This is a genomic window from Corynebacterium sp. HMSC070E08 (assembly GCF_001808895.1).
Lineage (GTDB): Bacteria > Actinomycetota > Actinomycetes > Mycobacteriales > Mycobacteriaceae > Corynebacterium > Corynebacterium hiratae.
Map to the genome: position 1 here is coordinate 41,522 of NZ_KV794745.1, position 24,725 is coordinate 66,246.

General features: G+C 62.5%; 29 protein-coding genes. 24 read left to right on the plus strand and 5 right to left on the minus strand.

Translation table 11 applies throughout. The features are described from left to right. Positions 1 to 115 precede the first annotated feature (115 nt). From HMPREF2526_RS03710 to HMPREF2526_RS03735, 6 genes are all read left to right on the plus strand, one after another. Complete coding sequence (locus HMPREF2526_RS03710) at positions 116 to 433, plus strand: WXG100 family type VII secretion target (protein ID WP_046648440.1); 318 nt, start codon at positions 116 to 118, stop codon at positions 431 to 433. Positions 434 to 504: 71 nt separating this feature from the next. Continuing rightward, complete coding sequence (locus HMPREF2526_RS03715; protein ID WP_046648439.1) at positions 505 to 792, plus strand: WXG100 family type VII secretion target; 288 nt, start codon at positions 505 to 507, stop codon at positions 790 to 792. 436 nt (positions 793 to 1,228) lie between these two features. Then, positions 1,229 to 1,672 carry a 50S ribosomal protein L13 gene (gene rplM / locus HMPREF2526_RS03720; protein WP_010189505.1) on the plus strand — a complete coding sequence of 148 codons (444 nt, stop codon included), beginning with the start codon at positions 1,229 to 1,231 and terminating at the stop codon, positions 1,670 to 1,672. Continuing rightward, positions 1,672 to 2,208, plus strand: a complete 537-nt coding sequence (gene rpsI, locus HMPREF2526_RS03725; protein ID WP_046648438.1) for a 30S ribosomal protein S9 — start codon at positions 1,672 to 1,674, stop codon at positions 2,206 to 2,208. The genes rplM and rpsI overlap by 1 nt, the downstream gene beginning before the upstream one ends. A gap of 108 nt (positions 2,209 to 2,316) precedes the next feature. Then, positions 2,317 to 3,735: a hypothetical protein gene (locus tag HMPREF2526_RS03730; RefSeq protein ID WP_070545921.1), complete on the plus strand. Its 1,419-nt coding sequence runs from the start codon at positions 2,317 to 2,319 to the stop codon at positions 3,733 to 3,735. Between the two features lie 9 nt (positions 3,736 to 3,744). Continuing rightward, on the plus strand, positions 3,745 to 4,413 hold the full coding sequence (locus tag HMPREF2526_RS03735; RefSeq protein WP_141745913.1) for a hypothetical protein: 669 nt from the start codon (positions 3,745 to 3,747) through the stop codon (positions 4,411 to 4,413). On the opposite strand, the gene HMPREF2526_RS03740 is transcribed toward HMPREF2526_RS03735, so the two are convergent. Genes HMPREF2526_RS03740 through HMPREF2526_RS03750 form a run of 3 tightly spaced genes read right to left on the minus strand, consistent with a single transcriptional unit; the run spans position 4,410 to position 6,186 of the window. Beyond that, complete coding sequence (locus HMPREF2526_RS03740; protein WP_046648435.1) at positions 4,410 to 5,090, minus strand: hypothetical protein; 681 nt, start codon at positions 5,088 to 5,090, stop codon at positions 4,410 to 4,412. The genes HMPREF2526_RS03735 and HMPREF2526_RS03740 overlap by 4 nt on opposite strands. Next, entirely contained in the window at positions 5,087 to 5,641 is a 555-nt protein-coding gene (locus tag HMPREF2526_RS03745; RefSeq protein ID WP_070545923.1) for a hypothetical protein, read from the minus strand. Before HMPREF2526_RS03745 ends, HMPREF2526_RS03740 begins: the two co-directional genes overlap by 4 nt. Next, the gene (locus HMPREF2526_RS03750) at positions 5,638 to 6,186 is read right to left on the minus strand and encodes a hypothetical protein (protein ID WP_141761684.1); all 549 of its coding nucleotides are present in this window, start codon (positions 6,184 to 6,186) and stop codon (positions 5,638 to 5,640) included. Before HMPREF2526_RS03750 ends, HMPREF2526_RS03745 begins: the two co-directional genes overlap by 4 nt. A 154-nt stretch (positions 6,187 to 6,340) precedes the next feature. On the opposite strand from HMPREF2526_RS03750, the gene glmM reads away from it, so the two are divergent. The 5 genes from glmM (at position 6,341) to HMPREF2526_RS03775 (ending at position 10,488) form a co-directional block, all read left to right on the plus strand. After that, positions 6,341 to 7,684, plus strand: coding sequence for a phosphoglucosamine mutase (gene glmM / locus HMPREF2526_RS03755; protein WP_049157018.1), 1,344 nt, complete (start codon positions 6,341 to 6,343; stop codon positions 7,682 to 7,684). Positions 7,685 to 7,824: 140 nt separating this feature from the next. Further along, positions 7,825 to 8,136, plus strand: coding sequence for a hypothetical protein (locus HMPREF2526_RS03760; RefSeq protein WP_053089098.1), 312 nt, complete (start codon positions 7,825 to 7,827; stop codon positions 8,134 to 8,136). Next, the gene (locus tag HMPREF2526_RS03765) at positions 8,136 to 9,893 is read left to right on the plus strand and encodes a zinc metalloprotease (protein ID WP_070545925.1); all 1,758 of its coding nucleotides are present in this window, start codon (positions 8,136 to 8,138) and stop codon (positions 9,891 to 9,893) included. The genes HMPREF2526_RS03760 and HMPREF2526_RS03765 overlap by 1 nt, the downstream gene beginning before the upstream one ends. Then, entirely contained in the window at positions 9,893 to 10,165 is a 273-nt protein-coding gene (locus HMPREF2526_RS03770) for a hypothetical protein (protein WP_049157021.1), read from the plus strand. Before HMPREF2526_RS03765 ends, HMPREF2526_RS03770 begins: the two co-directional genes overlap by 1 nt. Positions 10,166 to 10,263: 98 nt before the next feature. Next, a complete protein-coding gene (locus HMPREF2526_RS03775) occupies positions 10,264 to 10,488 on the plus strand; it encodes a hypothetical protein (RefSeq protein ID WP_049157023.1) in 225 nt (74 codons plus the stop codon). 55 nt (positions 10,489 to 10,543) lie between these two features. On the opposite strand, the gene HMPREF2526_RS03780 is transcribed toward HMPREF2526_RS03775, so the two are convergent. Further along, positions 10,544 to 11,377, minus strand: a complete 834-nt coding sequence (locus HMPREF2526_RS03780) for a dienelactone hydrolase family protein (RefSeq protein ID WP_070545927.1) — start codon at positions 11,375 to 11,377, stop codon at positions 10,544 to 10,546. Between the two features lie 121 nt (positions 11,378 to 11,498). Between HMPREF2526_RS03780 and glmS the strand changes: the two genes are divergently transcribed. The 11 genes from glmS (at position 11,499) to groL (ending at position 22,211) form a co-directional block, all read left to right on the plus strand. Then, positions 11,499 to 13,370, plus strand: a complete 1,872-nt coding sequence (glmS, locus tag HMPREF2526_RS03785; protein WP_070545929.1) for a glutamine--fructose-6-phosphate transaminase (isomerizing) — start codon at positions 11,499 to 11,501, stop codon at positions 13,368 to 13,370. A 31-nt stretch (positions 13,371 to 13,401) separates the two neighbouring features. Beyond that, positions 13,402 to 14,502 (plus strand): alanine racemase, encoded by a 1,101-nt coding sequence (gene alr, locus HMPREF2526_RS03790; protein WP_210384386.1) that lies wholly within the window; start codon positions 13,402 to 13,404, stop codon positions 14,500 to 14,502. Next, positions 14,492 to 14,956, plus strand: coding sequence for a tRNA (adenosine(37)-N6)-threonylcarbamoyltransferase complex ATPase subunit type 1 TsaE (gene tsaE / locus HMPREF2526_RS03795; RefSeq protein ID WP_046648424.1), 465 nt, complete (start codon positions 14,492 to 14,494; stop codon positions 14,954 to 14,956). Before alr ends, tsaE begins: the two co-directional genes overlap by 11 nt. A gap of 1 nt (position 14,957) precedes the next feature. Beyond that, on the plus strand, positions 14,958 to 16,550 hold the full coding sequence (locus HMPREF2526_RS03800) for an aspartate:alanine exchanger family transporter (RefSeq protein ID WP_070545932.1): 1,593 nt from the start codon (positions 14,958 to 14,960) through the stop codon (positions 16,548 to 16,550). Positions 16,551 to 16,648: 98 nt separating this feature from the next. Then, the gene (locus HMPREF2526_RS03805) at positions 16,649 to 17,194 is read left to right on the plus strand and encodes a hypothetical protein (RefSeq protein ID WP_046648423.1); all 546 of its coding nucleotides are present in this window, start codon (positions 16,649 to 16,651) and stop codon (positions 17,192 to 17,194) included. After that, a complete protein-coding gene (tsaB, locus tag HMPREF2526_RS03810; protein ID WP_070545934.1) occupies positions 17,194 to 17,886 on the plus strand; it encodes a tRNA (adenosine(37)-N6)-threonylcarbamoyltransferase complex dimerization subunit type 1 TsaB in 693 nt (230 codons plus the stop codon). Before HMPREF2526_RS03805 ends, tsaB begins: the two co-directional genes overlap by 1 nt. Continuing rightward, positions 17,883 to 18,368 (plus strand): ribosomal protein S18-alanine N-acetyltransferase, encoded by a 486-nt coding sequence (rimI, locus tag HMPREF2526_RS03815; RefSeq protein WP_046648421.1) that lies wholly within the window; start codon positions 17,883 to 17,885, stop codon positions 18,366 to 18,368. The genes tsaB and rimI overlap by 4 nt, the downstream gene beginning before the upstream one ends. After that, entirely contained in the window at positions 18,362 to 19,414 is a 1,053-nt protein-coding gene (gene tsaD, locus HMPREF2526_RS03820; protein WP_070545936.1) for a tRNA (adenosine(37)-N6)-threonylcarbamoyltransferase complex transferase subunit TsaD, read from the plus strand. The genes rimI and tsaD overlap by 7 nt, the downstream gene beginning before the upstream one ends. Before the next feature lie 78 nt (positions 19,415 to 19,492). Next, the gene (locus HMPREF2526_RS03825) at positions 19,493 to 19,921 is read left to right on the plus strand and encodes a hypothetical protein (protein WP_049157036.1); all 429 of its coding nucleotides are present in this window, start codon (positions 19,493 to 19,495) and stop codon (positions 19,919 to 19,921) included. Between the two features lie 355 nt (positions 19,922 to 20,276). Further along, positions 20,277 to 20,576 (plus strand): co-chaperone GroES, encoded by a 300-nt coding sequence (groES, locus tag HMPREF2526_RS03830; protein ID WP_167595557.1) that lies wholly within the window; start codon positions 20,277 to 20,279, stop codon positions 20,574 to 20,576. An 18-nt stretch (positions 20,577 to 20,594) separates the two neighbouring features. Then, positions 20,595 to 22,211 (plus strand): chaperonin GroEL, encoded by a 1,617-nt coding sequence (gene groL / locus HMPREF2526_RS03835; RefSeq protein WP_070545937.1) that lies wholly within the window; start codon positions 20,595 to 20,597, stop codon positions 22,209 to 22,211. Between the two features lie 289 nt (positions 22,212 to 22,500). Here groL and HMPREF2526_RS03840 read toward each other — a convergent pair whose 3' ends face one another. Continuing rightward, positions 22,501 to 22,800, minus strand: coding sequence for a WhiB family transcriptional regulator (locus HMPREF2526_RS03840; RefSeq protein WP_046648418.1), 300 nt, complete (start codon positions 22,798 to 22,800; stop codon positions 22,501 to 22,503). Positions 22,801 to 23,150: 350 nt separating this feature from the next. Between HMPREF2526_RS03840 and HMPREF2526_RS03845 the strand changes: the two genes are divergently transcribed. After that, positions 23,151 to 23,768 carry a sigma-70 family RNA polymerase sigma factor gene (locus HMPREF2526_RS03845; RefSeq protein WP_070545939.1) on the plus strand — a complete coding sequence of 206 codons (618 nt, stop codon included), beginning with the start codon at positions 23,151 to 23,153 and terminating at the stop codon, positions 23,766 to 23,768. Positions 23,769 to 23,860: 92 nt separating this feature from the next. Further along, positions 23,861 to 24,703, plus strand: a complete 843-nt coding sequence (locus HMPREF2526_RS03850) for a hypothetical protein (protein ID WP_070545941.1) — start codon at positions 23,861 to 23,863, stop codon at positions 24,701 to 24,703. The last annotated feature ends 22 nt before the right edge of the window (positions 24,704 to 24,725 follow it).

A 24,725-nucleotide genomic window follows, 5' to 3' on the forward strand; every position in this document is an offset into this window, starting at 1 on the left:
CAGTCCAATAAGGGTGAGAAGGACACAGGGTGCTTCTCGGGGGGAAAGAAACACACATCAGGCCCCGTAGTAAAAGGGCATGCCCCAGGTAGGGAACAAAGAAAGGGAGAGAACAATGACTCAAACGTTCCGCACAGAAGCCGACGTAATGGTGGCCACCGCCGGCCGCGTCGACTCCACCAATGACGAGGTACAGGGTGAGCTCACCCGTCTGCAGGGAGTTGTGGACTCCGTCCGCGCCAGCTGGGCAGGCCGCGCGCAGGTTTCCTTTGACAACCTGATGCAGCGCTACAACTCCTCCGCACAGCAGCTGCGTGAGGCACTGACCGCCATCAGCGACAACATCAGGGACAATGCCCGAAACTTTGATTCGGTTGAGGCAGATAACGCCCAGTCCTTCGACAACGTCGGCGGCGCGGGCCTGGCCCTTTAAACAGAGCCGCAGCCTCCTATAGCCGTACGCACTGAACCACACACGAGCACACAGAAGATAAGGAACACGCAATGTCTGGAATTAAGTATCAGTTTGGCGCCATCGCTGGTGCCGCCGCCGACATCAACTCCACCTCCGGCCGCATCAACGGGCTCCTCGGTGACCTTAAGGCCACCCTGCAGCCGATGGTATCGACATGGGAGGGAGAAAGCGCCGCCGCATATAACGCGGCGCAGGCCAAGTGGGATAAAGCTGCCGCCGAGCTCAACACGGTGCTAGCGACCATCTCCACCACGGTGTCCCAGGGCAATGACAATATGAGTGACGTCAACCGCCGCGCCGCCGCTAGCTGGGGCTAAACCGTCTCGACTGCGGGTCTTTCGCTAGGAGTATGGGCGCAGTCTTCCATCACCATTCACAACCATGAGCGGTGGGTGGCGTGGAGGAAGGCGTGAAGGGCTAGGAGAGGGGTGTAGTGAATGGAAGGGCTGGACGCACCGCCTCACAGTCAGCACTTTCCGCCCACCTAGTGAAAGGCGCCGGTATCGCTTCTCATCAACGTTTCTGTCTCTACCCCCACCCCGAAGTATCTGGGGATGGAGGCGTTGGTGAGGGGCGATATCGGCGTTTTGGGTTTTCAAACAGCCTCATACTAAAGTGAAACACCTATGTGTCCGCACCCGCGTCTACGTGGGTGCGCGCGTGCTGCAGGTCTCCACCGGCCGCTGTATGTACCGCGTAGGGGCTTACATAGCGTTGGCCGGCAGTTCCGAGACAGACTTTCAAGGAGTCATTTTGTCTACTTTCCACCCGAAGAGCGGTGACATCACCCGCAAGTGGTACGTCATCGACGCTACCGACGTGGTTCTGGGCAAGCTTGCTTCCACCGTGGCTGACATGCTGCGCGGCAAGCACAAGCCCCAGTACGCACCGAACGTTGATTGCGGCGACCACATCATCATCCTGAATGCGGACAAGATCCACATTTCCTCCAACAAGCGCGAGCGCGAGATGCGCTACCGCCACTCCGGTTACCCGGGCGGCCTGAAGTCCATGACCCTTGGTCAGTCCCTGGACGCCAACCCGGTCCGCGTTATCGAGGAAGCTGTGAAGGGCATGATGCCGCACAACAAGCTTTCCAACGCCTCCATCAAGAAGCTGCACGTTTTCGTGGGCGAGGAGCACCCGTACGCCGGCCAGAAGCCGGAAACCTTTGAGTTTAAGCAGGTGGCACAGTAATGACCGAGCAGAACATCGACAACAATGTAGCCGACGCTGCCGACATCGCTGCAGCAACCGCCGCTACCGAGGAGTTCACCAACACCATCGGTGATTCCCTGGCAACCGACACCGAGGCTGAGGTTGAGACCGCTGCCCCGGCTATCCACGAGGGCCCGATTCAGACCGTTGGCCGCCGTAAGCGCGCCATCGCTCGTGTCCGCCTCGTCGCTGGTTCCGGCAACATCTCTGTCAACGGCCGTGCCTTTGACGAGTACTTCCCGAACAAGCTGCACCAGCAGGACATCCTGCAGCCGCTGACCATCCTCGAGCGCGAGGGCCAGTTTGACCTCAAGGTCACCGTCACCGGTGGTGGCCCGACCGGCCAGGCCGGCGCCCTGCGTCTGGCTATCGCCCGCGCACTGAACATCTACAACCCGGCTGACCGCCAGGCCCTGAAGAAGGCTGGCCTGCTCACCCGTGATGCTCGTGCCGTGGAGCGTAAGAAGGCTGGTCTGCACAAGGCACGTCGTGCCCCGCAGTACTCCAAGCGTTAATCTTCGCGCATACTGCATTTTCGAAAGCCGCTGCTTCCCTTTCGTGGGAGGTGGCGGCTTTCCCCGTTCGGCCAGCGCACTGGTGTGATTCTCCTTATACTAAGCGGCGTGAAAGTCATTCTTGAGAGCGCGCGGGACGCACTATCAGTCCCCTTGGACGCAGCAAAGCTGCTGTGGCGGTACCTGCCGCAGCTGATCACGGTGATTTGCCTGTCGCTGGCCGTGCGCGCGGCGGTGCTGTGGTTGGCGGTGGTTATTTCTGAGTATTCGCCGTTGGCCGCCACGCTCATCTTCCCCTTTGCGCCGCTTTCTGTGATGACCGGCGTCATCGTGTGCTTTTGGATCATGCAGCCGTCCATGGAGTTCTTTGGCGGCGAGACCCGCTTTAGCAAACTGGATAAGACCACGCTGCTGACCGTCGGTGGCCTCCTCATCCCGTTCCTTACCGTGTATTCCTCCCACGGCCTGTTGCGGGATGACGCGCGGACCTTTGTCTACGACTCCGTGACCATCGAGGTGGCCACTAGCTTTCTCGATTATGATTTCGGGCGCTCGTTCATAAACTCCGGATGGCTATTTGCAGGGTTTCTCATTTCTATCGTGGTGCTGCGCAAACTCATTGGTGCGCTGCAGTTGGGGGAGCGCGCCTTTGGCGTGGCCACTGCGGCGGCGTACCTGGAGGTGCTGTGGATGGCCACGGCGTCGCTAAGTATCACCAGCAATTTTGAGAAGGTCCGTGTGTGGATTCTTAGCCGGCAAGGCATTGGCCCCGTGTGGGACTCTATTGTCACGGCGAAGGATTGGATCGTCGCCCACACCTGGGTCATTGGTGCGGTGATTGGGTGGCTGTGGAATAACGCGGCGCAAATCGGCAACTTTATCGTCGTGCCCTTCGCATGGCTGACCCTCGGCGCGGTGGTCTACAACACGAGCCTGACCAGAGAGAAGGACAGTTCTGAGCCGGACACGTCAGGCGAGGAGGACGCGGTACCGCCCCTGCAGACGGTAGCCGATGCCCCCATCGAAGGTCCCGCCGAACGAGGAAAGCTCTCCCCGCATGCCGAGCAGAAGATGTGGGCCGATTATGGGCGTCGCTATTCGGAAGCAGCCTTCCGAACGACGCGAGACATGCTGGACAACGCCGCGCAGCCACTCGTCGGCCCCTTCCGTAATGCGTGGCGCAATTTCAAGACGCTGGCAGTCGCCGGTGCGGTCCCCATGCTGACCTTCTGCCTCGTCTTCGTCTTGGCTTCGGGCGCTGAGCTGGGCGTAATCTATGCCCTGCGTGCCATCATCAAACCGCTGGCGCTGGGGACCATCACCATTGGGCTTGAGCCTTATGTGCTGGTCCTTGCCCGAGCCGTGTACTTCCTCGTTGCGCTCCCGCTGGTGGTAGCCGCGCTGGACCGCTTCCTCAACGCTGAGTACGCCGAGGCGGAGGACGCAGATGAGAGCACCGACGAAAACCAAGGCGAAGAGCCGGACGCTGAATCTGCCGTCCCAGCGAGCCAGGCGGGAGAGAAGTAGGTGGAATCGGTGACACAGACTACTGAGCACACTCAAGCCGGTGACGTGGATCGCGCAGAAGCCACGACCGATCCTGATACCCACATCAGCGCGCGCAAGCTGAACATTCTCACCCTGGTTGTCGCGGTGGTGTTGATTGCTGGCGGGATTACGGTTGAGCAGATCAACAGGCGCGGGTCCAGCGAGGAGCTGGCGCGTCCGGACCTGCGGGAGGACCACATCGTGAACCTGCGCCCTGAGACCGCGGACGTCTTGCCGGAGGCCTTCATTGAGAAGATCGCCCTGTGTACCGAAGCACCGCTGCAATCCGAGAATGCTCTGCTAGAAGGAGCCCACGGCTATTCCTGCAAGCCGTGGCTTACCAAGGAGCAGGACGCTGAGGGGCTCATGACATTCCATAGTCCGCGGGACATTGTCATTGGGGAGGAGGCCGAAGAGATGTACAGAGCCTTGCCCGATTATCACGATGATGCCTTCCAGACGTCGACCCGTACTGTTCGCGAGGCGAATGGTTCCGCCCCGGAAGTCCTCGTCAACGAATGGGGCAAGGATGGATTCGGCGGTGGCGACATTTTCGTCTACTACCCAGAAGAGAAGGTAATGGTGTCGTGGCCGTGGAACAAGACCGATCCGGGCGCGGAGGACGTTGAGGCGGTTGTCCGCGCAGAAGGCTTCTAAGCGCCTGTGCGCAGGCGCACCTCATAAGGGGCGCCCCAGGTGACGAATAATTCGGAAGGCTCGAAATCGGCGTTGGTGACGAAGTAGTACGTCATCTCCCATTCAGCCGGCCGCGCGCTGGGCTCGGGGAGGATATTGGCATCTAGTTCGAAAGGATTGATGGCCATCGGCCCCGCAGCCCCTTCGGGTTCACAGAGGTTGGGGAAGGCGGCGGGCATATCGGTCGGCACGTCCTGCGGGGACAACACGAGGCGGACAGGTTGCTCGATCCCTTGGCCGTCACGGAGCCCGACCTCGCATCCTTCAAGTGGGCTTTCCGGATCCGCATGCCAGTCCACGGTGGCCTTGTAGAGTGCGGTGTCCCCGGGGAGCGCAGGGGGATCCATGAGGTTCTTGTCGGCATAAAGGGAGCCGAATTCGGAGGGGTCTGCCTTGTCGATGGCGGCCAGGGTGACCGTCGCCGAGCGCTGGGCGGTGTCCTGGTCTAGCTGATAATCAAAGCTGAACTCGGCGGGCTCTTGCTTGGTGGCCTCGACGGTCGAATGGACCGACAGCGGTCGGTATCCGTGCACCATGACGGAGGAGGAGGCCGCCACCATGATCGCGAGCGCCGGAAGAGTTGCTGCCCACCACCACGCCTTCGAGGCCTTCTTCGATGCTGTGTCTTGGGACGTCATGCTTTAACCTCCACGGCTGTGTGAAGTTCCTTGCCCATGGGGACCGGTTGTTGGTGGAAGTCGCCGAGGAGATTCTCCACCTCTAGCGCCAGCGTGGCGGGGCCCAGCGAATGCTCTGGGAGTACAAAGAGACTGGTACAGGTCATGGGGAGGGAGACGACCTCGGCGTCGCATTGCGGTGTGGTCGTTCGGAAAACACGGCCCTCGGAGTCTTCCAGTTTCAGGCTCAGGGGGTAGGAGTGAGTGCGCTCCAGCGTGAAATCGACGGCTACTTCATACAGCTCACTGAGCTCCTCGCCCTCGGGCAGAGTACCGGTGAATTCCGCGTAGTCGCCGGACGCCAGTGGGCGAGTGTGGACGTCTACCTGGCTAATGCGGGTGTGCCCGGGTATTTCGTCGGTGTACTCAAAGTGGGAGAATTCCACCTCGCGCGGATCGGGCATCTGGTCACTAATGAAGATGCCCAGGGAGGTGATCGCTGCGGCCACGGCGATCATGGGGACCTTCTTGCGGTTGAGCAGGGGCAGGGAGGAAGATTTGCGGTGGGTCATGCCAACTCCATCTCTGCTACGGGGGTGGGGTCAAACCATCGGTAGGACATGTCCAGGCTGGATTTGCGCACCGTCAGATCGTTGAGAACAAGCGCTGTTCCGGGGGCATCGTCGACGGTGATGTCGACGGCGAAGGGAACCCCGGGGTTGGGCCTGGTCACCGCCCCGTTCTCCAGTGAGGGCGCGATGGAGAACTGCTCAAAGGGGATAGTCTCACCATTGCGGGTAAGGCTAAACATCTGTTGGTAGTCCGTGAAGGCGATGTCTTGGGTGTTGAGGAACGTGGCGGTGACGTGGACTTGGCCGGCCTCGACGCGGGGCTTATCGACGACCACCTGGGCCTGCTGCAACTCCACCGTTTCGCCCGGAGCGATGACTGCAGGTTCTTCCGTTTCCGCGGGCTCGGTATTTCCGAGCACCAGAAATAGCGCTGCGACAACGAGTACCGCCATGTTGAACTTGGTGAGCACACCATCGGTGAGGGCTTTGAAGAGTTTCACTCCCTTCGACTCCCTCACGCGAGTCAAGCCTTTCGCATAGGACATGGTGATTATTCAAGCAGAGGACGGCCCAGCGCGCGCGTTAACTGGGGAAACTCCCCACCGGCCCTGCTCACAGGGCAGAAGGTGGGAAGAAGTCTACACAACAAGAACGAGCCGACCTGCGCCAGGCAAGGGGGAGCGGGCATAATAAACAACTATGACTCGACTTTTTGGAACCGATGGAGTTCGCGGCCTCGCGAACAAGAAGCTCACTCCCATTCTGGCTTTGCGCCTAGGGCAGGCAGCGGCGGAGGTGCTGACCTCGGACCGGGAGTCCTACGAGCGCCGCCCGCTGGCGATTATTGGGCGCGACCCGCGTGTGTCGGGCGAGATGTTGGATGCGGCGATTGCCTCGGGCTTGGCCTCACGCGGCGTCGACGTCGTGCGCGTCGGCGTGCTGCCGACCCCGGCCATCGCATTCCTCACCGATGATTTTGGGGCGGACCTCGGCGTGATGATTTCCGCCTCCCACAACCCGATGCCGGACAATGGCATCAAGTTCTTTTCCGCGGGCGGCAAGAAGCTGCCGGATGAGGTGGAAGACCGCATCCAGGCTGCCATGGACAACCTCACCGACGGTGGGCCCACGGGGACCAAGATTGGCCGCATTATTTCGGAGGCCCCCGACGGCCGGGAGCGCTACCTCAAGCATCTAGCAGAGGTCGTCACCACGGATCTGAGCGGTATCAAGGTTGTCGTCGACACCGCAAACGGTGCTGCCTCCAAGGTTGCTCCGCAGGCCTATGAGGCAGCGGGCGCTGAGGTCATTGCTATCCACAACAAGCCCAATGCCTTCAACATCAACGAGGACTGCGGTTCGACCCACATTGAGAAGACTCAGGAGGCCGTCGTCGAGCACGGCGCTGATCTGGGCCTGGCCCACGACGGTGACGCTGACCGTTGCCTAGCCGTCGATGCTGAGGGCAACGTCGTTGACGGTGACCAGATCATGGCGATCCTCGCGGTGGGCATGAAGGAAGAGAACGACCTCCGCTTCAACACCCTGGTGGCCACCGTGATGTCGAACCTGGGTCTGAAGCTGGCGATGCAGGAGCAGGGCATTGAGGTCAAGGAAACCGCCGTGGGGGATCGCTACGTGCTGGAGGAGCTCAACCGCGGTGATTTCTCCCTGGGCGGCGAGCAGTCCGGTCACGTCGTGCTGCCGGATGATTGCACCACTGGCGATGGCACACTGACGGGACTGTCTATCATGGCGCGCATGGCTAAGTCCGGCAAGACTCTCAAGGAGCTGGCCTCCGTGATGACGGTATTGCCGCAGGTGCTCATCAACGTGCCGGTGTCCGATAAGGCGGTCATCCTCAACGCCCCCGAAGTCAAGGAAGCTATTGCCGCCGCCGAGGCAGAGCTTGGTGATACGGGCCGCGTCCTGCTGCGCCCCTCCGGCACGGAGGAGCTCTTCCGCGTCATGGTGGAAGCAGCTGAAAAGGAGCAGGCACGCAAGGTAGCGGGCAAGCTTGCTGCCGTCGTTGCCGCTGTCTAGTTCTACCCGCATAATCGCAACCCTGGGCCTTTGGCCTGGGGTTTCTTCTTTTTCTGCGCGGTGGGGGAACCGGCGGGTGGCTTTCTCAGTCCAATAAGAGCAGGAATCACTGTTTGTTGTGGACAAGAAGGAGGGCGCACATGCCCGACGTATTTTTTGATGAGGAGGAAGCCACGCGGCTTCTCGACGACGTCATGGACCAAGCCCGCGCCCAAAGTGACGCACACCGCGGGGACAGACCGAGCTTTGCCCCGTCTTCTGCGGGGCGGGATTTTAGCGGGCATGGGGCGCAGATTCAGGCGTTGTTGAGTCGGCTACACGAGCGTGGTGCGTGGCGCTTGGAGAACATATCGGCCACCGCGGGCGCCGCGCGTGAGCAGGTGCGGGCGTTTGGCGACGTCGACCGTGGCCTCGCTGGCCAATTCGGCAGCCAGGAAACGGGGGCGAACTGATGTCCACGATGATCAAGTCGCTCTTGGGCGATTATTCACAGGTAGTCTCCCAGTTTCAGGCTGCGAGCCTTGGCGGCTACTCCGGTCCCAGCACACCGATTGATTTGTTGGGGGACATGGTGGGTTCCGTCGACGGGATCAACCCAGGAGAGCTCGTGACGCATACCGCGTCGGCGATGGGCGCGCGACGTCCACTGCGCGGCGGCAATGGTCTGCGGGATTTCCTCCTTGGCACGGTGCTGTCGCTGGCTGGGGGAGCGATCATGGATCACCTGCGCGGCGTGCAGGATGACTTTGAGAAGGAAAGGGACGAAGCCGATGATCTGGTGGAGTCCGCGCAGCAGTGCTCCGAGGCCATCGAAGACGTGGTCAGTGTTTCCGAATCTGCCGTAGCGGAGTTGATTTCTGCAGTAATTCCGCTGCTGAATATCTTGACCATGTTGCTGCAGCGGCACCCGTTGGGCAAGGCCATCGTCCCAGTTATTTCGCGCATTGGCGGTGACCTAATCGACCAGACGAATGACACCATTTCGCAAACCTGTCGGGACCGCGACACTGCCATTGAAAATTGCTACGGCGAGTTTGAAAAGCGCTGCACCGAGGTATGCGAGCGGGAGCTGCCGGAAACCCCGCCTGAGCCTGAATGCGGTTGCGAGGAGAAGCCGAAGGAGTGCCCACAACCGGATCCTGAGCCCTGTGAACCGACGAAACCTGCAAGCCCCGCAGAACCACCGCCACCGGCGCAAGCCCAGCCAACGCCACCGGCGTCGGCAGGGCAGCCCCCTGCACCGCAGCAACCAGTCGAGCCGGAACCAGACAAACCGGTGGCACCGCCAGAAAAACCTGCGCCAACGCAGCCCGCGGCGGTGACGGAAGAAGAGTGCCCGCCGGCTGAAGATAAGCCTCTGCCAGCGAAACCGAACACGCCGCATACCGTGCCGACTGAGCCCGCAGCGCAAGCGCAGCCCACACCCGATTCCACCGCAACAGAAGAAGAGCACAAGCCGTGCGGGTGCCACGCGGAGAAGGAGTCGCAGCAGTCTTGTACCTGCACTGAGCAGCCGCGCGACGTGGGAACCACCACGCCGGCCGACGCCGGGATAGAGGCACCCAGCGAGGTTGACGTGCCCACCGCACCCGTGCAGGCGGAGGTGACTGATTGCCCGGAGGAGGCGGTGCAGGTAGTCGAAGAGGTCGAGGAGCCTGACGAGCCTGTAGTAGCTGAAGACTGTGAGGAAGAAAGCAGCGAGAGTCCTAACGCGGAATCCTGTGAGTGTAAGCCGGAGGAGTCCTGCTGCGGAAGTCTGGGCATCCTAGGCGTAGGAGTTGCCATTCTGGGGCTTGGGCTGCTGGCTGAAGCCGCCGTGGATTTCATTGAGAATCTGCCGGAGCCTGAGCTGGAACCTGTGCCTGAGCACGAACCAGAACCAGAGCCGCAGCCGGAACCGGAGCCAGGTCCACCGCCGGCACCAGAACCAGCCCCGGACAACGGAGTCACGCCACCACCGCCAGAGCTAAATAACGTTCCGGAGCCAGAAGCTCCACCGGAGAAGCTGGCGCATATGCAGGCAGCGGAAGCGCCGGCACCGGCACCAGTGCCGGAACCTGCACCGGTACCAGCCCCTGAACCGCCCCCTGAGCCAGCGTCTGGGCCGGCTCCCGGCGCGGGAGCCGCACCAGAAATGACACCGGAAACGGCACCGGAAGAAAGCCCAGATTCCCCATCCGTACAGGCGCGAAAGGCAGGGCAGTGGTAATGCCGCACAATGATTTCGATGAGTTCGCACGTGGATTCCGCGAGCGCACAGCCGCACGGCTGCTGGAGTTTGAGAAAGCGATGGCCAAGGCACAGGACGAGCTTGAGAAGTCCGCTCAGCGCGCGGCCCAAGCCCAAGCGCACACAAATGCGCCGCACACACATACGCCGGGGCGAAACCCAGAGTCCAGGGGCGTGCCGCATAGTCAAGCGCAGGGGCAGGGCCGGGGCCGTCCGCGCGGTCAGGTGCAGTCGGTGCTCAGGCGCAGCTGAAGCAGCAGCGAGAAACAAGTCTGGTTCCTCGCAGCCACAGGTGATACCGTGAGGTGACTGCCTACTGCACGTATCAACCAGGGTGAGGAGAATGCCGCATGACAACAGTGCCTTGGCTTCATGACGTCCTGTGGGGCGTTCTTCCCATGCTGTACCTCTTGGTGGCTTTTGTTGTGCTTGGCATTGAGATTAAATTCGACAGAGAAATGTCCCACATAAAGCTGTGGACGGCCGCTCAGTTGCTTCTGCCGGGCATTGCACTTATTGCCTGGTATTTTCTTGAAGTCCCTAAGCTAAAACAACTAAAGCAGGACGACAACTGATCGTCCTGCTGTAGTTAGGAAAAGCCGCGCTGTGAAGCGCTCTTTCGTTGGAGCTTTATTTGCTGTGCTCAAAGCCGGCGCGTTGAGCCAGGTCCTCGCCGGTGAAGCTCTCAACGCCCTTCGCGGAGGCATCGGCATCCGCAAAGCCGTCATACTTGGATTCGCCAGCCAGGGTGGAAAGGAAGAAGCCGGTCACAAGGCCGCGGGCGGTCTCGACTGCGGAGCCCTGGAAGAAGCCGGAACCGAGCGCCAACTTGAAGAACTTATCCTCGCTGAAACCGGACTGCGTGCCCTTGGCAATCTCCCGGTAGGCCACCGGTCCGCCCCACGCGTTGGCCAGCTTTGCGGGGTTGCCGGCGCGGAAGATGTCATCCTGGCCCGCGCCGATAACGAGGCCGCGTGCCTTGACGGAGCGGGCAGCTTGAACGGCGGATGGTGAGGTATCAGCAGGGTAGAGGGCTGCGACGGCGCGGACCTTCGGGTTATCCACGGCAGCCAAGGTGGCTACGCCGCCTCCCATGCCGTGGCCGAAAACGCCCAGCTTGGAAGCGGACACCGAAATCTTGCCAGCGCCCAGCCTAACGCCAGCGGCAATCTGCAGGGCCGATTCGAGGTCAGCAGCCAAGTTGCGGTGCTTGGCAAAGACACCAGTCTCCGTATCGGGAGCAACCACCACGATGCCCCAGCTGGCCAGGTGGCGGAGGGTGGCGTGGTAGTCCTTGATGCTCTTCGTCCAGTCGTGAGCAAACGCCACGGCGGGCAGGCCCTTGCCTTCAGCAGGGGTGTAGACCTTGCCTTCTAGCCCTGCATAAGACAGGTCCCCAACGAGGACGCGGTGCGGGCCGCGCTTGGACAACGTACCGAGATGCTTCTTCAAATTCGCAGACACGCTTTACAGAATAGAGGAAAGCGTAGACAAAGAGGTGGACATGTACCAGATAGGTGGGGGAAGGTTTTAAGCACGATCCTTGCGATTCGGCACGTTAAATCATGCTGTAAAATTCCGTTCCATGTGTGGAATCGTTGGATACATTGGCCATAACACCGATGGTCGTGAGTACTTTGCCCTCGATGTTGTGCTGGAGGGCCTGCGCCGATTGGAGTATCGCGGCTATGACTCAGCAGGCGTCGCAATGTACGCCGATGGGGAGATCTCCTGGCGCAAAAAGGCTGGAAAGGTCGCTGCGCTGGAAGCCGAAATCGCTGCGCGCCCACTCAAGGATTCCGTCCTGGGCATCGGGCACACCCGCTGGGCTACTCACGGTGGTCCAACCGATCTGAACGCCCACCCGCACGTCGTGGACGGCGGCAAGCTCGCCGTCGTACACAACGGCATCATCGAGAACTTCGCCGAGCTCAAGAGCGAGCTGGAGGGCAAGGGCCACAACTTTGTGTCCGAGACCGATACTGAGGTTGCCGCCACCCTTCTAGCAGATGTTTTCCACAACGAGGCCCACGGCGACCTCACCAAGGCTATGCAGCTGACCGGCAAGCGCCTGGAAGGCGCGTTCACCCTCTTGGCTATTCATGCCGAGCAGGCCGATCGCATCGTGGCTGCGCGCCGCGATTCGCCGCTGGTCATCGGCTTGGGTGAGGGGGAGAACTTCCTCGGCTCGGATGTCTCCGGCTTCATCGACTACACCAAGTCCGCCGTGGAGATGGACAACGACCAGGTCGTCACCATCACCGCGGATGACATCGAGATCACCGACTACGACGGCAACCCCGCCCAGGGCAAGCCTTTCGAGATCAAGTGGGATGCCGCCGCTGCCGAAAAGGGCGGCTTCAACTCCTTCATGGAGAAGGAAATCCACGACCAGCCAGCAGCAGTGCGCGATACGCTGCTCGGCCGCCTCGACGAGACCGGCAACCTGGTCCTCGATGAGATCCGCATTGAGGAGTCGGTGCTCAAGTCCATCGACAAGATCATCGTCATCGCCTGCGGCACCGCCGCTTATGCCGGCCACGTCGCGCGCTACGCCATCGAGCACTGGTGCCGCATCCCGTGTGAGGTGGAGCTGGCCCACGAGTTCCGCTACCGCGATCCCATTGTCAACGAGAAGACCCTGGTCGTGGCCCTGTCACAGTCGGGCGAGACCATGGATACCCTCATGGCAGTGCGCCACGCCCGCCAGCAGGGCGCCAAGGTGATTGCTATTTGCAACACCCAGGGTTCCTCCATTCCGCGCGAGTCCGACGCCGCCCTCTACACCCACGCCGGCCCGGAGATCGCCGTGGCCTCCACCAAGGCCTTCCTGGCACAGATCACCGCGACCTACCTGCTGGGCCTCTACCTAGCACGCCTGCGCGGCAACATGTTCTCCGATGAGGTCAATTCCGTCCTGGATGACCTGCGTGCGATGCCGGATAAGGTCCAGGCAGTCATCGACAACGAAAAGCAGGTCTACGATCTGGCCACTGCCATGGAGAACGCTAAGTCGGTGCTCTTCTTGGGCCGCCACGTCGGTTTCCCGGTCGCACTGGAGGGCGCGCTCAAGCTCAAGGAGATTGCCTACCGGCACGCGGAGGGCTTCGCCGCCGGCGAGCTCAAGCACGGCCCGATCGCGCTCATCGAGGAGGGCCAGCCGGTCTTCGTCATCGTGCCTTCCCCGCGCGGCCGCGATTCCCTGCACGCCAAGGTTGTCTCCAACATCCAGGAGATCCGCGCCCGCGGCGCTATCACCATCGTCATCGCGGAAGAGGGCGACGAGGCGGTCGAGGCCTACGCCAACCACATCATCCGCATCCCGCAGGCGCCGACGCTGATGCAGCCGCTGCTGGCTACCGTTCCGCTGCAGATTTTCGCCTGCGGTGTGGCCACCGCCAAGGGCTATGACGTGGACCAGCCGCGTAACCTTGCGAAGTCGGTGACCGTCGAATAGCGCTGAGCCCTCAAGTGGCACAATGGTGGGTATGTTAAAAACCACCGTTGACCTCAACGCTATTGCCCACAATGTTGCTCGCGTGAAGGAGGCGGTGGCCCCGGCCCGCCTCATGTGCGTGGTCAAGGCGGACGCGTACGGGCACGGTGCGCAGCGCTGCGCACCGGTCATGGCGAAGGCGGGGGCAGACGCCTTCGGGGTGGCCACGCTCGTCGAGGCCGTGGAGTTGCGAGGCGTCATCGAGGACCTTCCCATCGCTGCCTGGTTGTGGAAACCAACGGAGGACCTCGCCCCAGCCCTTGCCGCTGGTATTCAGATCGGCATCCCATCTTTGATGCACGCACGAGCCCTCATCGAGGCTGCCGAAGCGCCCACCGAAGCCTTCGTGATGGTGGAAACGGGGATGCACCGGTCGGGCGTCGACAAGCATGCGTGGCAGGAGACCTTCCGCCTGCTTGCCGACGCCCCCCACATCACCGTCCTAGGCCTCATGTCCCACTTTGCCTGTGCGGACGAGCCGGAGCACCCGCACAATGATCATCAGGAGGCGGAATTCCGCCAGGCCCTAGCGCTTGCACGCGAGGTGGGGCTGGAGTGCCCGCTGAACCACCTGGCCAATTCGCCGGCGGCATTGACTCGCCCCTCAGCACGTTTTGAACAAGTGCGCGCCGGTGTGGCCCTGTACGGGCTTGAACCGGTGGCCGGGCTCGACCATGGGCTGGAACCAGCCATGACGTGGGAGGCTTCCGTTGTTGCTGTGAAGCCGATTTCGGCGGGGGAGTCCACATGCTATGGCCTGACCTGGACCGCGGATAGTGACCGCGAGCTCGCCACCGTCAGCGTGGGTTATGCCGACGGGCTGCCGCGCGCCTTTCAGGGGGCGCTGCAGGTAGGCATTGGTGGCGAGTTGTACCAGCAGGTGGGGCGGGTCTGCATGGACCAGATCGTCGTCGACCTCGGCGCGAACCCTCATGGCGTGCGCGCCGGGGACACTGCCGTTATCTTTGGGCGCGGCGGTATGAGCGCTACAGAATTGGCCGCGGCCGCTGGCACCATCAACTATGAAGTGGTGTGCCGCCCCACCGGGCGCACCACGCGCACCTATTGTGAAGGAGCTAACGATGCGCAGTGATTTTCCGCACGAAGGGCGCCGTGTGGCTGCCACCCCGGAGGATGCCCAGGCCTTCGGCGAAGAGCTGGGCGCGACGCTGGAAGCAGGGGACTTGGTGATCCTCGACGGCCCCTTAGGTGCCGGGAAAACCACCTTTACGCAGGGCATTGCCCGCGGGATGCAGGTGAAGGGGCGGGTGACGTCGCCGACCTTCGTCATCGCGCGCGAGCACCCTTCCCGCGTGGGCGGGCCGACGTTGGTGCACGTGGATGCCTACCGCCTGCTCGATCATTCGGATGATCCGTTGGGGGAGCTGGACAGTCTAGACTTGGACACCGAAATCGAGGACGCAGTGGTCGTTGCCGAGTGGGGTGGGGGCTTCATGGAGCGCCTGTCTGATGCGTACCTCGCCATCACAATTAACCGCGACTCGGACGATGACGTCCGCGTATTTACATGGAAATGGGTGAATTAACGTGCTGGCTTTTCTTGCTGAACAGCCCCTGCTGACGCTCTTTCTGATCATGGCGGTGGGACTGGCCGTGGGCAAGATCAATGTCTTCGGCATTTCGCTCGGCGCCGCCGCGGCGATGTTCGTGGCCTTGGGCCTGTCCGCGGCGAACCCGGACATCGTGGTCCCCGCCTTTGTTTATCAGTTTGGTTTGGCCATCTTCGTTTACGTCATCGGCCTGAACTTCGGCCGCAGCTTCTTCGAAGATTTCCGTCGGCGTGGATGGAAGATGTCCATGGTGGTCATCGTCTTCTTCTTCATTCTGGCGGGGCTGACAACCCTAGCGATGCGCCTCTTTGATCTGGACCCTGCGATCAGCGTGGGTACCCTTGCAGGTTCGCTGAGCTCGACGCCCGGTATGGCCGCGGTCGTCGAGGCCCTGGGCGGCGATAGCACCCCGGTGGTGGGCTATTCCCTGGCCTACCCCGGCTGCATTATCGGCACCATTCTGGTGGCCGCCATTGGTGCGAAGATGCTGCGCGTGAACCACGTTGAGGACGCCCGCGCCGAGGGCATGATTGCCGAGCCACTGGAGTGGCGGGCGGTGCGCCTGACCCGCGACTTTGACGCAACGGTAGGTCAGCTGCAGGAAGTAACCGGCGAGCGCGTCATCGCTACCCGCCACGTCAACAATCCCCACAACCACAACCTGGCCTACCCGGAGCTGCCGCTGCGCGCCGGCATGGAGCTCTTGCTCAACGGCACGGCACCAGCGCTCGATAGCGCGATTTCCCAGCTGGGTGAGGAGATCCACCTCAACCTCCACGAGGAAGATGGCCTGGTCTACCGCCGCCTGACCGTGTCCAGCCCACGTGTTGCTGGCTATCAGCTCAAGGACTTGGACACTGTCAAGGAAGGCTTCCTCATCGCGCGCGTGCGCCGCGGTGACTCGGACGTCGTGCCTAACGAGGAAACCGTCCTGCACTACTCGGACCGCGTGCGCGTTATCACCGCGCCGGGCAGGCTTGACGACGTCCGCCGTTTCCTCGGCGACTCCGAAGCCAAACTCGGCAACGTCGATCTCTTCCCCTTTGCCCTCGGCCTCTTCATTGGTCTGCTCTTCGGCGCCATCCCGATTCCGCTGCCGGGCGGCACGACGCTGTCCTTCGGCTTCGGTGGCGGCCCCATCGTCGTCGGCCTCATCCTGGGCGCGCTGGGCCGCTCGGGCCCGATTAACTGGCAGCTTCCTTTCCACGCCAAGCAGACAATCTCCACGCTGGGGTTGACCTTGTTCCTGGCGGGCGTGGGAACGTCGGCTGGCGGCCAGTTCCGCGACGCCTTGTCGGATCCGACCTCCCTGAAGTATATGGGCGTGGGTATTGTGCTGTCGCTGGTCTCCGCCATCGGCATCGTCGCGGTATCCATGCTGTTGCTGCGCCTGAAGTTTGATGAGTCGATGGGCATCGCCGCAGGCATGACCACGAACCCGGCGATCATGGCCTACCTCAACCCCCAGACCGGCACCCAGCTGGCAGAGCGCGGCTATGCCACCGTGTACCCCACGGCGATGATTGGCAAGATCCTCATGTGTCAGGTCCTTGCCCTGTTGATCGTCTGATCCTTTTCTCGGCACCGGAAGGGCCGGTCAGGGTCGCTGCAGGGCGGTCGCGTAGGATATCCCCGTACTGAACTCCCTATTATTAGGAGCACATCCCCATGAATAAAATCGGCCAATTCATCACGACCGTTGTCATCGGCGGCTTTGCCATCGTTCTTGGCTTGCTCATCGCGCTGTCCATGACCCGCTCGCCGGAGGAGCCTTCCTCGACGTTGGGTGAAACCTTGGACACGTACCCGAAGAACCTGAGCTTCTCCGCGCTCTTGGTCCCCGACGTCTACGGCCAGGATTGGATTGCCGGTCTCGTCGTCTGCCCGGGTGCTACGGAGCAGCAGCTTGGGGAAGGCGGCGTGGATGTCGCCGGTATCGACTTCGTCGACGGCAAGGTGGCGGAGGATGAGAACTACTTTGTCACCGTCAGCGTCAATCAGGAGTACCAGGTGGAGAAGCTGAACCGCTCCCAGGTGGACCTCTGCTCCGGCGTCCTCGAGCAGGTGGAGATGGCCAAGGCCCAGGGCCAGGACGCTCCGCCGCTGCGCGGCATCCAGCCGGGCGAGCCGCTGCAGTTCCTGCGCGGTGATGACCAGATGTTGCAGCAGGGCGCTGACAATGAGGACGCTCCTGCCTGGCAGTTCGTGGGCTAATGAAGGTCCTCGCACTCGATACCGCCACCACGGATCTGGTCACGGGCATCGTTGACACCGACACCGGGGAGAGCATCGACCGCGTCATCAGCGGTACGCGCGCCCACAATGAGCAGCTCATCCCTACCATCGAGGAGCTGCTTGCCGACGCCTCCCTGACCTACCCAGATCTCTCCGCCATCGTCGTGGGCACGGGGCCCGGACCATTTACCGGCCTGCGCGTGGGCATGGCCACCGCCTCCGCGTTGGGCGTGGCCCTCCACCTGCCCGTGCATGGCGTGTGCACCTTGGATGCCATCGCGCATGGTCGAATGGGGGAGTGGCTGGTGGCCATCGACGCTCGCCGCAAAGAGGTCTACTGGGCCACCTATGACGAAGGGGAGCGCCGTAGCGGCCCGAACGTATCGAAGCCGGAATCCCTCGATCTGAGCACCGCCGGACTTTCGAGTCCGGAGAGCACGCGCCTAGTGTTCCCAGAGTCCATCGCCCCGCGTTTGCCGGAAGGTATCGCTGACCTTCCCCGCGAGTGGGCCACACCGCGCGCCGCGGGTTTGGTGGCCTGCGCTGATCTGTCCGCTGAACCCGCGCCACTCGTCCCGCTCTACCTTCGCCGTCCCGATGCCGTGGAGCCACAGGCCAAGCCGCGCTCGGCCGCGCTCGTCGGCGGCATCGAGGACACTCCCGAATCATGAGGCTGCGCCCACTGACCCCCGCGGACGCGCCGCGCTGCGCCGAGCTGGAAAAGGTACTCTTCCCCGGCGAACACCCATGGCCGGCGCATGCCTTCGAGCAGGAAATCGCGGCGGGCCACACCACCTACTGGGCGGTTGACGCAAGCGACGACCACAACGACAACCGCGCGGAAGTTCTCGGTTACGCCGGCGTGGGACGGATGGGGCCCGCTGCCTGGCCGGAGTACGAAATCCACACCATCGGTGTCGACCCTGCCGCCCAACGGCAGGGCATCGCGCGGCTGATGATGGACGCCATCGTCGAGCTTGCAGATTCCCACGACGCGCCCATCTTCCTCGAAGTGCGCGTGGGCAACGATCCGGCCATCCGCCTCTACGAGGCCTATGATTTTGTCATCAACGGCCTGCGCCGCAACTACTATCAGCCCTCCGGCGCGGACGCCCACACCATGTACCGACCACGAAAGAGTGAGAGATGTTAATCCTCGGCATCGAGTCCTCCTGCGACGAAACCGGCGTGGGCATCATCGAGCTGTCTGAGAACGGACACATGGAGATCCGCGCCGACGTCGTCGCCTCCTCCATGGAACAGCACGCGCGCTTCGGCGGCGTGGTTCCGGAGATTGCCTCCCGCGCCCACCTCGAAGCCATGCCGCAGGTGATGAAGGCGGCGTTGGAGGAGGCAGGCGTCGAGAAGCCAGATGCAGTGGCTGCCACCGTGGGGCCCGGACTGGCCGGCGCGCTCCTCGTCGGGGCGTCGGCAGCCAAGGCCTTTGCTTCCGCGTGGGGCGTGCCTTTCTACGGCGTCAACCACCTCGGCGGGCACGTCGCGGTGGCCAACCTCGAGGGCGAGGAGCTGCCGCACTCGGTGGCGCTGCTCGTCTCTGGCGGTCACACGCAGCTGCTCGAGGTGGAGGCCGTGGGCAAACCCATGAAGGAGCTGGGAACCACGCTTGACGACGCAGCCGGCGAAGCCTACGACAAAGTTTCCCGCCTCCTGGGGTTGGGGTATCCGGGAGGGCCGGTCATCGATAAGCTGGCCGTCCAAGGAAAGCCCACCATCGACCTGCCGCGAGGTTTGTCCAAGGCCGAGGACCTGCGCGGGCCCAACCGCCACAATTTCTCCTTCTCGGGACTCAAGACGGCGGTGGCACGCCACGTGGAAAAGGCCGAGCGCGAGGGCACCACGGTCCAGGTTGAGGACCTGTGCGCTTCCTTCCAGGAGGCGGTGGCCGATGTGCTTACCGCCAAGGCCGTGCGCGCCTGCCAGGACACCGGCGCTAAGGTGCTGCTGCTCGGTGGCGGCGTGGCGGCGAACTCGCGCCTGCGCGCCTTGGCGGCGAAGCGCTGCGAATCTGCGGGCATCGAGCTGCGCGTGCCGCGTTTCAAGCTGTGCACCGACAATGGTGTGATGATCGCCGCGGTGGCTGCCCAGCTCATCCACGAAGGCGCTGAACCTTCCGGCCTGGCGTGTGGGACCGATACGCAGCTTGAGGTGGAGGTTCCGCTCGTGGCCGCTGCGCGCTAGCGGATGCGCAACCTCCAGGGTGCCGGTAGTGTGATGACCGATAATCGTCCGGCTCACACACAAGGAGCTCACACCGCTATGACCACTGGATTCCTCGTTAACCCTGATCTGTCCCGCCGCATCATCGAGTTTGAGCTCGAACAGGCAAATCAATTCCTCGGTGGTACCACCGAGGATCGCGTTTCCGTGGCCTTCCAGGATGATGGCCAGACTTACGCGGCGCTGTTTAACCCGAACGCGAAGGCTGACGACGCCGACCCGAACCCGGTGGCCTCCCTGGCCCGCAACGCCGCCGCTACCGGCAACTCCGCTTTCCTGCAGGACCCGATCCGCTCCATCTGCGGCCCGGTCATCTTCGTCACTGCCGACGGCGACGACAAGAACATCGACGAGGTCGTCGAGGCCGTTGAGCACGGTATCCGCGCGGTGAAGAACTACCGCGAGGACAACCCGGAGGAATACAACCTGTGGCGCGCGGCCGTCATCAACTCCGATAAGCAGGTTTAAATTCGTAAATCCCATAAGTGGGCCTAGGGTGCGTTAGCGCAGCCCTCAGGAACCCAAGGACGCGACGGCTCGTCTCGAGCCCGAGCGTCTTTGGCGGTTTTCGGGTCTCTCTCCGGTTCTATTGGCCGAGGTTGCGGCGGAAAACATGACAACTCTCGCGCGCGTGAGGGCGGCGTTCGCGGAGGGCGAACGGGTTAGCGGCCCGGGCTGTTGAGGGCTAGCAGTCGCGAGGGTAGAGTGCTAGGCAGGTTGTTTTGACCCACAGTTGTTCACCCGCGACGACGGCTGTGCTGGGCTACCCACAACCGGCACACGCGCGCTCATGTGGGCGCGCATTAAGAACACTTTGGAGGAAATCATCATGGCAAACATCAAGCCGCTGGAGGACAAGGTCCTCGTCCAGATCGTTGAAGCTGAGACCACCACCGCGTCCGGCCTGGTTATCCCGGACTCCGCGAAGGAGAAGCCGCAGGAGGCCACCGTCGTAGCCGTTGGCCCGGGCCGCACCAACGATAAGGGCGAGGTTGTCCCGGTTGGCGTTAACGAGGGTGACACCGTCATCTTCTCCAAGTACGGCGGCACCGAGCTGAAGTACGACGGCCAGGAGTACCTCCTGCTGTCCGCTCGTGACCTGCTCGCTGTCATCGAGAAGTAAAAGTAGGCGATTAACCCTATGCCAAAACTGATTGCATTTGACCAGGAGGCCCGCGAGGGCATCCAGCGCGGTGTAGACACGCTTGCCGACGCCGTCAAGGTCACCCTCGGCCCCCGCGGCCGCAACGTCGTGCTGTCCAAGGCCTTCGGTGGCCCGACCGTCACGAATGACGGCGTCACCATCGCCCGCGACATTGACCTCGACGATCCTTTTGAGAACCTCGGCGCCCAGCTGGTGAAGTCCGTGGCCGTCAAGACCAACGACATCGCCGGCGACGGCACCACCACCGCCACCTTGCTGGCCCAGGCACTCGTCTTCGAAGGCCTGCGCAACGTTGCTGCCGGCGCTAACCCGGTGGAGCTCAACAAGGGCATCGCCGCGGCGGCTGAGAAGGTCGTCGAGGAGCTCAAGAAGCGCGCCACCCCGGTGAACTCCTCCGCGGAGATCTCCCAGGTTGCCACCGTGTCCTCCCGCGATGCGGAGGTCGGCGAGATGGTTGCCGGCGCGATGGACAAGGTGGGCAAGGACGGCGTCGTGACCGTCGAGGAGTCCCAGACCATCGAGTCCACCGTGGACGTTACTGAGGGTATTTCCTTCGACAAGGGCTACCTCTCCCCGTACTTCGCAACGGAGGAGGAGACCTACAACGCCGTGCTTGACGACGCCGCAATTCTCCTCGTCCGCAACAAGATCTCCTCCCTGCCGGACTTCCTGCCGCTGTTGGAGAAGATCGCGGAGTCCTCGCGCCCGACGCTGATCATCGCTGAGGACATCGAGGGCGAGCCGCTGCAGGCACTCGTCGTGAACTCCATCCGCAAGGTCCTCAAGGTCGCCGCCGTGAAGTCCCCGTACTTCGGCGAGCGTCGCAAGGGCTTCATGGATGACCTGGCTGTTGTCACCGGTGCTACGGTCGTCGACCCGGAGGTTGGCATCAACCTCAAGGAGGTCGGCCCGGAGGTTCTCGGCTCCGCACGTCGCGTCACCGTGTCCAAGGAGGACACCGTGATCGTGGATGGTGCAGGTACTGCAGAGGCCGTCGAGGAGCGCCGCGAGCAGCTGCGTCGCGAGATCGAGCGCACCGACTCCACCTGGGATAAGGAGAAGCTCGAGGAGCGTTTGGCCAAGCTTTCCGGTGGCGTTGCCGTCATCCGCGTTGGTGCCGCTACCGAGACCGAGGTCAACGAGCGCAAGCTGCGCGTCGAGGACGCCATCAACGCCGCCCGCGCGGCCGTTGAAGAGGGCGTTATCGCTGGCGGCGGCTCCGCGCTGGTCCAGATCTCCCAGGAGCTTGAGGCCTTCGCCGAGGGCTTCGAGGGCGAGGCCAAGATCGGTGTGCTGGCCGTGGCCCGCGCGCTGACCCGCCCGGCCTACTGGATCGCCGAGAACGCAGGCCTGGACGGATCCGTCGTGGTCGCCCACGTTGCCGAGCAAGCCAACGGTGAAGGCTTCAACGCTGCCACCCTGGAGTACGGCAACCTGCTGGAGCAGGGCATCATCGACCCGGTGAAGGTCACCCACTCCGCAGTTGTTAACGCCGCCTCCGTGGCCCGCATGGTTCTCACCACCGAGGCTTCCGTTGTGGAGAAGCCCGCCGAGGAGGAACCGGCACAGGCAGGCCACGCGCACGCCCACTAAAAGCGCGGGGAAACAACGTTTCTCCGGGAATAGCAAAGAGCTACAAGAAAAGGCCCGTCGCCCAAGCCCCGTACGTGGGGAAGGGGCTGCGGGCCTTTGTCCTGCATTCACCGGTGACTCACCGGTGAGCAACTGTTCTACGGAGCTAGCCGTGCTATCCCCTGGGATGTGGGCACGGAATCCGGGGGTTGCCTCGACGCGAAGACTGTCGGTACGAGCGGGAAATGATGCTACCTAAAGAAACCACGCGTCTGGCCCCGTTACGGCTACGAAGCGTGAAGCGAGGGGCTTAGGCGCTGACGGTGGCGTGAGCGTCGCGCGAGCGCAGAGCTACGACGCGCTCAGATTCACTCATGCCACCCCACACGCCGTAGGGCTCGCCGGAGGCCAGGGCATGTTCGCGGCACATTTCGATGACTGGGCAGGTGTGGCAGATCGCCTTGGCGCGGCTTTCGCGCTGAGCGCGGGCGCGCCCGCGCTCGCCGTCCGGGTGGTAGAACACGTCAGAGTTTTCTCCACGGCATGCCCCGTGGAGCTGCCAATCCCAAAAGTCCGCATTCGGCCCGGGGAGCAGGAAGGACTGAGACACGTTCGATTCTCCTTAATCAAAGATAGAGCGCCCGGGTGCGCATCGTGCTGTGGGCAAGCCTTTGCACGGGGTGGCGCCCTGAGCACCGGGGCGAGGTGAGACGAGATAGAAGTGTGTCCTCCTTGGGTAAACGGCGCGTTACGCAATGCTGACATGTAGGTGTAGCAGGCCGAAAACTCTCACTTTTACCCTTGATGACCTGCACCTACATCTAAGATGAACGGTGTATGAACTTTTCTCATAGCCGTCGAAGGGTGGGGAATAGGCCCGTCGTTTCGGGTTTCAACCAAAGGTTGTGACATGATATTCGTGCAGAATATGAACTAATACACCAAGCAGAACAAGCAAGGATGACAGTGGCTACTCAAGCTACAGACGCGAGCGGCTCCTCAGCGGCGTCGAAGCGCGACAGCGATAAGGAATTAGCGGACCTCGTTCCGCTCGCTGTCGACGGTAGCCGCCGCGCCCTACAGCGCATCATGCGCATTATTCACCCGCAGGTCCTGCGCTATTGCCGCGCCCGCATCGGCGGCCACCGTCAGCCCACGGCGGAGGATGTGGCGCAGGAAATCTGCTTGGCGGTGGCGACGTCGATTGGCACGTACAAGGACAAGGGCCGCCCGTTTATGGCCTACGTGTATGGCATCGCTGCCCACAAGGTGACCGACGCCCACCGCGCCCTCAGCCGCGATCAGACCCACCCCACGGACGACGTCCCAGAAGACGCCGCTGAGGACGCTACCCCCGAAGAATCCGCTCTGGTCATGGACGGTAGTAACAGAGTGCGGGCCATGCTCGATACGTTAAGTGACAAGGCCCGGGACATTATCATTTTGCGTGTGTTCGTGGGGCTGTCGGCAGAGGAGACCGCAGAAATTGTGGAGTCCACCCCTGGCGCAGTCCGCGTGGCACAGCATCGTGCACTGGCGCAATTGCGCAAATCCCTCGACTCGCACGAGACGCAATGAACCAGCAGTGGGGCTAGCACAAGCTAGCAGTGAGCCATCGGCACTTGGCACCGATAAGTTAAGAATTTCTCTATCAAGGAAGGGAGGACATCGTGGCAAAGAAGGACCAGCCTCAGCAGGGCGTCGCTGAGCAGCTGCAGCCTTTGGTTGATGATGATGCATTCCTCACCACTCTCTCCGAAGGAACGGATCCCTCCGATGGCGGTGATGAGCTGGCAGAGCTCCTGCTGGAGTTGCGCGGGGACGTCGAAAAGCAGATGCCCCCGGCCCCGCTCATTGAAGGCGCGGACGAAGAGCCGGAGGTTATTTCCCTGGATGCGGCACGTCGCCGTCGTCGGGGCAAGCCATTCATTCACGGCCTCATCGGCGCGGCCGCAGCTACGTTGCTGATCGCAGGTAGCGGAGCGGTGGTCGTCAACGCCGGCCCGGGATCGCCGCTTTATGGCGTGAATCAGTCGCTCTTCGGCACGAACAATGAGGATGTGTCCGTAGTGGAGCTCGCTGGAACGCTCGACGAAATGGAAAAGCGTTCCGCACAGGGAGACATGGACGGCACCCGCCAGTTGCTCGAAGAAGCCCGGAAGATGGTGGACCAAGCCAAGCGGGAACGCGAAGCGGACACCACGCGTGCGACGAAGCCGCAAACCCGCGCCACGGTGACGCAGACGCAGACCGTGGAAAAGCCCGTTCCGGTGGAAGAGGAGCAGCCGCCGCAGGAGCCGGCAACCGTCACGCAGACCCAGACTGCGGTGTCCACCGTTGTGGTCACACAGACGGTGTCGGCCGGTAACCCGCTGAACCCTCCAGCGCCTACTTACCCGGAGCCGAGCCAGCCGGGTGGTGGCGAGCAGCCAACGCCTCCGCAGGGCGATAACTCCGACGGGGATGGTACTGGGGATAACGGCCAACTCCCGCCGCCGCAGTTCCAGCAATAAAACGCACAGAACCTCTCCTTCC

Excerpts from the sequence above, each read along its gene's own strand:
- groL (WP_070545937.1), top strand. The coding sequence starts at position 20,595 with ATGCCAAAACTGATTGCATTTGACCAGGAGGCCCGCGAGGGCATCCAG.
- HMPREF2526_RS03765 (WP_070545925.1), top strand. The coding sequence starts at position 8,136 with ATGTCCACGATGATCAAGTCGCTCTTGGGCGATTATTCACAGGTAGTC.
- HMPREF2526_RS03770 (WP_049157021.1), top strand. The coding sequence starts at position 9,893 with ATGCCGCACAATGATTTCGATGAGTTCGCACGTGGATTCCGCGAGCGC.
- HMPREF2526_RS03745 (WP_070545923.1), bottom strand. The coding sequence starts at position 5,641 with ATGACCCACCGCAAATCTTCCTCCCTGCCCCTGCTCAACCGCAAGAAG.
- glmM (WP_049157018.1), top strand. The coding sequence starts at position 6,341 with ATGACTCGACTTTTTGGAACCGATGGAGTTCGCGGCCTCGCGAACAAG.
- tsaB (WP_070545934.1), top strand. The coding sequence starts at position 17,194 with ATGAAGGTCCTCGCACTCGATACCGCCACCACGGATCTGGTCACGGGC.
- tsaD (WP_070545936.1), top strand. The coding sequence starts at position 18,362 with ATGTTAATCCTCGGCATCGAGTCCTCCTGCGACGAAACCGGCGTGGGC.
- HMPREF2526_RS03805 (WP_046648423.1), top strand. The coding sequence starts at position 16,649 with ATGAATAAAATCGGCCAATTCATCACGACCGTTGTCATCGGCGGCTTT.
- tsaE (WP_046648424.1), top strand. The coding sequence starts at position 14,492 with ATGCGCAGTGATTTTCCGCACGAAGGGCGCCGTGTGGCTGCCACCCCG.
- HMPREF2526_RS03845 (WP_070545939.1), top strand. The coding sequence starts at position 23,151 with ATGACAGTGGCTACTCAAGCTACAGACGCGAGCGGCTCCTCAGCGGCG.
- rimI (WP_046648421.1), top strand. The coding sequence starts at position 17,883 with ATGAGGCTGCGCCCACTGACCCCCGCGGACGCGCCGCGCTGCGCCGAG.
- glmS (WP_070545929.1), top strand. The coding sequence starts at position 11,499 with ATGTGTGGAATCGTTGGATACATTGGCCATAACACCGATGGTCGTGAG.
- HMPREF2526_RS03775 (WP_049157023.1), top strand. The coding sequence starts at position 10,264 with ATGACAACAGTGCCTTGGCTTCATGACGTCCTGTGGGGCGTTCTTCCC.
- rpsI (WP_046648438.1), top strand. The coding sequence starts at position 1,672 with ATGACCGAGCAGAACATCGACAACAATGTAGCCGACGCTGCCGACATC.
- HMPREF2526_RS03750 (WP_141761684.1), bottom strand. The coding sequence starts at position 6,186 with ATGTCCTATGCGAAAGGCTTGACTCGCGTGAGGGAGTCGAAGGGAGTG.
- alr (WP_210384386.1), top strand. The coding sequence starts at position 13,402 with ATGTTAAAAACCACCGTTGACCTCAACGCTATTGCCCACAATGTTGCT.
- HMPREF2526_RS03715 (WP_046648439.1), top strand. The coding sequence starts at position 505 with ATGTCTGGAATTAAGTATCAGTTTGGCGCCATCGCTGGTGCCGCCGCC.
- HMPREF2526_RS03760 (WP_053089098.1), top strand. The coding sequence starts at position 7,825 with ATGCCCGACGTATTTTTTGATGAGGAGGAAGCCACGCGGCTTCTCGAC.
- HMPREF2526_RS03825 (WP_049157036.1), top strand. The coding sequence starts at position 19,493 with ATGACCACTGGATTCCTCGTTAACCCTGATCTGTCCCGCCGCATCATC.
- HMPREF2526_RS03740 (WP_046648435.1), bottom strand. The coding sequence starts at position 5,090 with ATGACGTCCCAAGACACAGCATCGAAGAAGGCCTCGAAGGCGTGGTGG.
- HMPREF2526_RS03710 (WP_046648440.1), top strand. The coding sequence starts at position 116 with ATGACTCAAACGTTCCGCACAGAAGCCGACGTAATGGTGGCCACCGCC.